The sequence below is a fragment of the Cryobacterium sandaracinum genome (assembly GCF_004403415.1).
In the GTDB taxonomy this organism is placed as follows: domain Bacteria; phylum Actinomycetota; class Actinomycetes; order Actinomycetales; family Microbacteriaceae; genus Cryobacterium; species Cryobacterium sandaracinum.
Map to the genome: position 1 here is coordinate 138,618 of NZ_SOGO01000025.1, position 6,000 is coordinate 144,617.

Sequence of the window (6,000 nt, forward strand, 5' to 3'; positions counted from 1 at the left end):
GTACTAGGACCCATGTCAAGTCCCGGGCTATTCACACCGACACTGCTGTCGTTGCTCCCAGGACCAGAACGGGCCCTATTGACAATTATTGCATGCTTTGTGTAGGAGACGAGCCAGGCGCGCAGCTATTCAGGCTGCTGCCTCCGGCGCCATGCCCGCGCCACGGCGACCCAGAGCGGCGCGACTTCCACTCCCTCGTCGCGGGACAGCTGGCTGCGGGTGCGGGCCCGGGCGTGCAGCAGGAAAATCACGCCGAGTCCCACAACCAGGAACTGCACAGAAAACGCAACCCGAAAGGAGTCGAGCGAATACAGATCGCTCACCTCCCCCCTGGCGGTGCGCCAACCGTCCTGCAGGTCAAGCAGTAGCCCGATGAGGTAGACCATCACGAAACTGGCGGTGAAGCCGCCCACGTTCACGACGCCGTTCGCCGAGCCGTGGCTGCGCTGGGGGTTGAAGGTGCGCGCGAAATCGAAGCCGATCAGTGAGCCGGGTCCCCCGATGCCAAGTGCGACGAGCAGCACCAGCATCAACCAGAACGGCGGCTGCTCCGGCCACAGCAGCACCGCGGCCCAGGCCGCGCCCATCAGCGCGACGACGCCGAGCACGATGGTGCTGCGGCGCAGCGGAAAGCGCGCCGTCAGGATCCCCAGGATCGGCCCGCACACCATGCCGGCACCCACCAGGACCATCAGCATCGCCGCGGCGAGGGATGGGTCGTAGCCAAGTCCGTACACCATGAAAGGGAATCCCCAGAGCAGGGTGAAGACGGTTCCGGAGGACTGTGTGACGTAGTGCGACCAGAAGCCGAGCTGGGTTCCAGGCCGCTTGAAACTGTGTGTGAGCTGCAGTAGCGCGCCACGCCAGCTGGTGGTCCGGTTCTGCATGGATGCGCGCTCCGGCTGGTCCGTCACCACGACGATGACCACGATCAGGGCCAACACGGCAACCGAGGCGGCGGAGAGGAACGTCGGCGTCCACCCCCAGGTGTGCAGCACCCACGCCAGCGGTAGGGCGGACAGCACCTGGCCGAGCTGACCGATGTTGCCCAGCCACTGCGAGAGCTGAGGAACGATGCGTCCGGAGAACCACGAGGCGATGAGACGAATCATCGAGATGAAGATGGCGGCGTCGCCGGCACCGACGAGGATGCGCCCGAGCACGGCAATCGGGATGTCGGGGGCGAAGGCGAGCGTGGTCTGGCCGACCACCATCAGCCCTGTCCCGGAGGCCACCAGCACGCGAGGCCCGTACCGATCGATCAGGACGCCCACCGGAATCTGTGCCGCCGCATAGACGGCGAGTTGCACGACGGCGAGGCTCGACAGCAGCGCGGCAGACCCGCCGAACCGTTCGGTGGCGGCGACACCGGCGATCCCGAGGGAAGAGCGCTGCAGGACGGCGGAGAGGTACGCGAACGATCCGACGTAAAAGATCAACCAGGATCGGCGCGAGTTCATTGCCCCAAACTTACCCGCGCCGAAGCATCCGGATTCACGGCGACGCGCGGCGGATCAGGCCGGCGAACCGTCGTCTCTGCTGCGCCGGGTGGCGAGGAAGTTCTCCAGTTCGGCGGCGATCTCATCGGCGCTGGGCAATTCGCCGGCCTCGTCTGTCAGTGGGGAGCGCAGCGTGCTGCCCTCCATATAGGCGTCGTAGCGCTCTTCGAGCGTGCCGACGAGCTTGCCCAGCTCGGGGTTGTCCCGCACTTGCTCGTCGATGCGGGCGACGAACTCGCGGTTCTTCTCTCGCACCCGATCGGTGGGGAAGATCAGCCCGGTGGAGGCACTCGTGCTGTCCAGGGCTGCGAGGGCGGCGAGGGGAAATTCCGTGTCGGCCAGATAGTGCGGGATCAGTAGTACGAACCCGACGACGGAGGCGCCAGCCTCCTGCAGCCGGTATTCCACCAGGTGCAGCGCGTTCGCCGGAACCTGGGTGTTCGGACGCCAGACCGACATGCTCTCGACCAGATCGGACCGGTTACCGCTGACGGTCACGCCGATCGGACGGGTGTGCGGGACCGGCATCGGAATCGCGTGCACCCAGGTTGTGGAGGCCACCTTGAAGCGGCGCTCAAGCTGCAGCACCGCGGCGGTGAACTGTTCCCAGCGGAAATCCGGCTCGAAGCCGGTCAGAAGCAGGAACGGCTGGCCGATCTCGTCCCGGGCCTGGTACACCCTCAGGGCGGGAGGCTGATAGTCGGTGAGGTGGTCCTGGTCGAACTGGATGATCGGCCGCCGCGCCCGGTAGTCGAGCAGCACGTCGGCGTCGAAGGTCGCGACGACGGTGTGGTCAAGGGTTTCCAGAAGGTATTCCGTGAATTGCGAGACGGCACCACCGGCATCCGCGAAGCCCGTCAGACCCGCCACAAGGTGGAGCCCCTCCGGGACGTTTTGCGCGTCCGCAGTCAGCTCGTAAATGTCACCAGGATCCCGCATGACATTAACTGTAAGCGCCAAATTCCGGGCGGTGCGGGAATCGACGACCCCGCCGTGATGCCGAGAGCGAACACACCCGGAGCGTACGATCGGGGGATGAACGCACCCCGTCTGACCATATCCGCAGCACCCGCCCTCGAATCGGAGGTGGACGTTCTCATTGTCGGGGCGCTCCAGTCCGGCGACTCCGCCGCCCTGTTCGCTGACGCCGCCTTCGCCGGCCTCGCGGACCAACTCGCCCCCTTGGGTATCACGGGTGGTCGCGATCAGGTGGTGCGACTGCCTGCGTCGATCGGCAACGCCCGCAGCATCGCCGTTGTCGGAATCGGCAAGGAGGTCACGGTCGATGCGCTGCGCCATGCTGCCGGGTCGGCCGTTCGCCAGCTGACCGGCGTGACCTCGGTTGCCTTCGCCTTCCCCATGACCACGGATGCCCAAGCGGAGGCCGTCCTTGAGGGTGCCGCGCTCGGTGCGTATTATTACACCGCGTACCGGCAGAACTCGCTCGCCGCGACCAAGATCCCGGCGCAGGAGATCACGGTGCACACCGCCGCGGAGGCGGCCGGAGCCTCCGCCCGCGTCGGAGTCATCGCCGAGGCCGTCAACCTGGTCAAGGACCTGGTCAACATGCCGCCCTCCGACCTCTACCCGGAGGCACTCGCGCGCCTGTCCATGGACGCCGCCGCGGGCCTTCCCGTCGCCGTGCGCGTCTGGGACGAGGCGGAGCTGGCCGCGGATGGTTTCGGCGGGATCGCGGGCGTCGGCCAGGGTTCCAGCCGGCCGCCGCGCCTGGTCAAGGTCAGCTACACGCCGGAGGGCGCGACGCAGCACATTGCCCTGGTCGGCAAGGGCATCACCTTCGACACCGGCGGACTCTCACTGAAGCCGCCGGCATCCATGGTCGGCATGAAATACGACATGACCGGCGCGGCGACCGTGCTGGCCGTGACCCTGGCGGCCGCCCGCCTGGGGCTCAACGTGCGCATCACCGCCTGGCTCTGCATCGCGGAGAACATGCCGTCCGGCTCGGCCATCCGACCCAACGACGTGTTGCGGATCCGCGGAGGCCGCACGGTCGAGGTGCTGAACACGGATGCGGAGGGTCGCCTGGTTCTTGCGGACGGTCTCGTCGCGGCTGGCGAGGAGTGCCCGGATGCGATCGTGGACGTGGCGACGCTGACCGGCGCCGCCCTCGTCGCACTCGGCACCCGCTACTACGCCGCCATGGGTGAGGATGCCCTGGTCGCCCGGGTGCTCACCGCCGGCAAATCGGTGGGTGAGCTGGTGTGGCCGATGCCGCTTCCCGAGGAACTGCGCCCTCTACTCAACTCGGATGTCGCCGACATCGCCAACGCGAAGATCGGCAGCACCCACGGCGGCATGCTGCTCGCCGGAGTATTCCTGCAGGAGTTCATCGGAACCCGCGGCAACGGGGACGGCACCGAGACGATCCCGTGGGCCCACCTGGACATCGCCGGGCCGGCCCACAACACCGGCAGCGGGTGGGGATTCACGAATGCCGGGCCGACCGGAATCTCGGTTCGGACTCTGCTCCGACTGGCCGAGGACTTTTCGCGCCCGTAGTACAGTCGAGTGGGCGAGAAATCTCGCCCACTCTCGCCTGCCCGGATGCGTATCCTCGCTGCGGGCAGACCGGGTTGTGATGTATGAGGGAGTATCTGGGTGTCGGAACAGAATTTTGACCTTGTCGTTCTCGGCGGCGGAAGCGGTGGCTACGCGGCCGCATTGCGTGCCGTTCAGCTGGGGCTCACCGTTGGCCTGATCGAAAAGGGCAAACTCGGCGGAACCTGTCTGCACCTCGGTTGCATCCCGACCAAGGCACTCCTGCACTCGGCCGAGGTGGCCGATTTCAGCCGCGACGCCGCAAAGTACGGTGTCAAAACGCAGTTCGAGGGCATCGACATGCCCGCCGTGAACGCGTTCCGCAAGAGTATTGTGGCGTCGAAGTTCAAGGGGCTGCAGGGTCTGATCAAGTCGCGCGGCATCACAGTGATCGAAGGTGAAGGTCGACTGATTTCGCCGAACACCGTGCAGGTCGGTGCCGACACCATCGTGGGTAAGAACATCGTCCTCGCGACAGGCTCCTACTCCCGCTCCCTGCCGGGGCTCGCCATCGGCGGTCGAGTCATGACCAGCGAGCACGCCCTCGAGCTCGAGTTCGTCCCGAAGAAGGTCGCCGTGCTCGGCGGCGGCGTCATCGGCGCCGAATTTGCGAGCGTCTGGAAGTCCTTCGGTGCCGACGTCACCATCATCGAGGCACTTCCCCACCTGGTTCCCAACGAGGAAGAGTCCATCTCCAAGCAGCTGGAGCGCGCCTTCCGAAAGCGTGGCATCGAATACTCGCTCGGCATCCGGTTCCAGAGCGTCACCCAGCACGAGAACGGCGTCGTCATCACCCTGGAGGACGGCACCGTCATCGAGGCGGAGATTCTGCTCGTCGCCGTCGGGCGTGGCCCGTCGACCGCCCGACTCGGCTTCGAGGAGGTCGGCGTCACCATGGACCGCGGCTTCGTCCTGACCGACGAGCGCCTCGCGACCAACATCCCCGGCGTCTTCGCCGTGGGCGACATCGTCCCCGGCCTGCAGCTCGCGCACCGCGGATTCCAGCAAGGCATCTTCGTCGCCGAGGAGATCGCCGGTCTCAACCCGATCGTCGTCGACGACCTCAACATCCCCAAGGTCACCTATAGCGACCCGGAGATCGCCTCCGTTGGCTACTCGGAGGCCAAGGCTGCCGAAAAGTTCGGCGCCGACCAGATCTCCACCGTCGAGTACAACCTGGGTGGAAACGGCAAGAGCTCCATCCTCGGCACGAGTGGCTCCATCAAGCTCGTCCGGGTCAAAGACGGCCCCATCCTCGGTGTCCACATGATCGGCGCCCGCGTCGGCGAGCTGATCGGTGAGGGACAGTTGGTGGTGAACTGGGAGGCCTACCCGGAAGACATCGCCCCGTTCCTGCACGCGCACCCCACCCAGAACGAGGCACTCGGCGAGGCCTTCCTGGCGCTGGCCGGCAAGCCGCTTCACGCGTAGCCGTCGAACCTCTGCATTCAGACACTCAGTACTCTAATTAAAGACAATTCGTTTTGAAGGAGACAATCGCATGAGCGAATCCGTTAACCTCCCGGCACTCGGTGAGAGTGTCACAGAGGGTACGGTCACCCGCTGGCTGAAGAACGTGGGAGACCGCGTCGAAGTCGACGAGCCGCTGCTGGAAGTATCGACCGACAAGGTGGACACGGAAATCCCGTCCCCCATTGCCGGCGTGATCGAGGCCATCCTGGTTCAGGAAGATGAGACCGTCGAGGTCGGAACTCCGCTGGTCACGATCGGTGAGGGTTCCGGTGCCTCCGCTCCCGTCGCGGAAGCGCCTGCGCCGGTGGACGCTCCCGAGCCCGTCGCGGAAGCGCCGGCACCGGTGGCCGCCCCCGCACCGGTGGCGGCACCCGCACCCGTTGCAGCACCCGCACCGGTCGCGGCACCCGCACCGGTCGCGGCACCCGCACCGGTCGCGGCACCCGCACCGGTCGCCGCTCCCGAA

The 6,000-nt window shown here is 66.5% G+C and carries 5 protein-coding genes; 3 read left to right on the forward strand and 2 right to left on the reverse strand.

Annotation, left to right across the window (positions count from 1 at the left end; translation table 11 throughout):
- Positions 1-125 precede the first annotated feature (125 nt).
- Entirely contained in the window at positions 126-1,460 is a 1,335-nt protein-coding gene (locus tag E3T25_RS09210; RefSeq protein ID WP_104101987.1) for an MFS transporter, read from the reverse strand.
- 54 nt (positions 1,461-1,514) lie between these two features.
- Positions 1,515-2,438 carry a proteasome assembly chaperone family protein gene (locus E3T25_RS09215; protein WP_134373808.1) on the reverse strand — a complete coding sequence of 308 codons (924 nt, stop codon included), beginning with the start codon at positions 2,436-2,438 and terminating at the stop codon, positions 1,515-1,517.
- 96 nt (positions 2,439-2,534) lie between these two features.
- Between E3T25_RS09215 and E3T25_RS09220 the strand changes: the two genes are divergently transcribed.
- From E3T25_RS09220 to E3T25_RS09230, 3 genes are all read left to right on the forward strand, one after another.
- Complete coding sequence (locus E3T25_RS09220) at positions 2,535-4,022, forward strand: leucyl aminopeptidase (RefSeq protein ID WP_134373810.1); 1,488 nt, start codon at positions 2,535-2,537, stop codon at positions 4,020-4,022.
- A gap of 99 nt (positions 4,023-4,121) precedes the next feature.
- Positions 4,122-5,492, forward strand: a complete 1,371-nt coding sequence (gene lpdA, locus E3T25_RS09225; protein WP_134373812.1) for a dihydrolipoyl dehydrogenase — start codon at positions 4,122-4,124, stop codon at positions 5,490-5,492.
- A gap of 70 nt (positions 5,493-5,562) precedes the next feature.
- A partial coding sequence (locus tag E3T25_RS09230; protein WP_338145476.1) for a biotin/lipoyl-containing protein occupies positions 5,563-6,000 on the forward strand: 438 nt, incomplete at its 3' end.